Below are 1307 nucleotides of genomic sequence, written 5' to 3'. Positions count from 1 at the left end.
CTATGCGCTGTCCTTTGGCAATAAGCTCTACGAGTTCGTCACCGTGGCCTTCACGCTCGGCGACACCGACACCATCCTGAAGATGCTCGGCCTGATCGATGCGGCCCTGGTTGCTTCGCTGGTCGTGATGGTCATCATCTCAGGCTACGAGAACTTCGTCAGCCGCTTCGACGACCAGGATGGCGGCGTCCATTGGCTAGGCACGATCGATGTCGGTTCGCTGAAGGTCAAGGTCGCCTCGACCATCGTCGCCATCTCGTCCATCCACCTCTTGCAGGTGTTTTTGAACTCGTCCTCCTACACCACCGAACAGCTGATGTGGCTGACCATCATCCACCTCGCCTTCGTCGTCTCGGCGCTGATGCTGGCCTATATCGACCGGCTGATGGGCCTGAGCAAAGGCAAGAAGGACGAGGAGTAAGCCTCCAAATTGTGGGGCTGTAGCCACAGCTACGGATCGCCTCAGGGCCATCGCTGCGAACCCGCTGTGACCATCTCGGCAGGCGGATAGCCGTAGGTGCGTGAAAAGGCGCGCGAGAAGGCAGCAGCGCTACCAAAGCCGACACGTCGCGCGGTGGCTTTGACGCTGTGCCCAGCGGCAATCTCGGCGCGGCCCAGCGTGAGGCGCCATGACGTGACATAGGCGGCGGGCGTCGTGCCGACGGTCCTGGTGAATTGCTCTATGAAGTGGCTTCGAGACAGGCCGGCCAGTTGAGCCAGCATCTCCGTGCGCCAGCCGAGAGCCGGTCTGTCATGGATGGCCACCAGGCAGGGGTGCAGGGTCGGGTGAGCGAGGCCCGCCAGAAGCCCCGCGCTGACCCGGCCCATGTCTATCGCACGCCGGACGGCGAGAACGACGATGATTTCGCAGAGGCGTTCCTGGACGGTCCGCCCGCCGCAACGGCTGTTTTCGACCTCCATCGCCAGCGCGTCCGCCAGCCCTCGCATCTGCGGCTGCTCCGCCAATGCAAACACCAATTCCTCGGGCAAGGCGCCAACAAGCGGGTTGGCAACGCCGCCAAAATCGATCCGGGCCGCGACGAGGACGGAAAATGCCCGGTTGCTGGGAACGCCTCCCAAGACCCTGACAACGATGTGCGAGGCGCCGTCGCCATCATCTCCCGTGACCAGGAAAAGATTCGCATCCGCCTCATTGGTCACAACCGCACGCAGCCCAAACGCCTGCAGAAATGCAGTCAATCGGTCATGCTTTCGCGGTAAAATCGGACTCATGATCATGTTATTCTTAATATCCATGATCAAGATTATGCCAAATTGACATCACTTCATAGCGAGAGCCTAAGCGC

The 1307-nt window shown here is 60.9% G+C and carries 2 protein-coding genes; one reads left to right on the top strand and one right to left on the bottom strand.

Annotated features, from left to right (window positions below; translation table 11 throughout):
• The coding region (locus AC1DX0_RS35970; RefSeq protein WP_477359263.1) for a YqhA family protein at window positions 1-421 on the top strand (421 nt) is incomplete at its 5' end.
• Between the two features lie 41 nt (window positions 422-462).
• On the opposite strand, the gene AC1DX0_RS35965 is transcribed toward AC1DX0_RS35970, so the two are convergent.
• Window positions 463-1257, bottom strand: a complete 795-nt coding sequence (locus AC1DX0_RS35965) for a helix-turn-helix transcriptional regulator (RefSeq protein WP_477223577.1) — start codon at window positions 1255-1257, stop codon at window positions 463-465.
• Between the last annotated feature and the right edge of the window lie 50 nt (window positions 1258-1307).

It is taken from the genome of Mesorhizobium sp. P3_A9 (genome assembly GCF_056402975.1).
The sequence above is the reverse complement of the archived record's forward strand: the minus strand, read 5'-3'. Positions and strand labels throughout refer to the sequence as shown.

Excerpts from the sequence above, each read along its gene's own strand:
- AC1DX0_RS35965 (WP_477223577.1), bottom strand. The coding sequence starts at position 1,257 with ATGGATATTAAGAATAACATGATCATGAGTCCGATTTTACCGCGAAAG.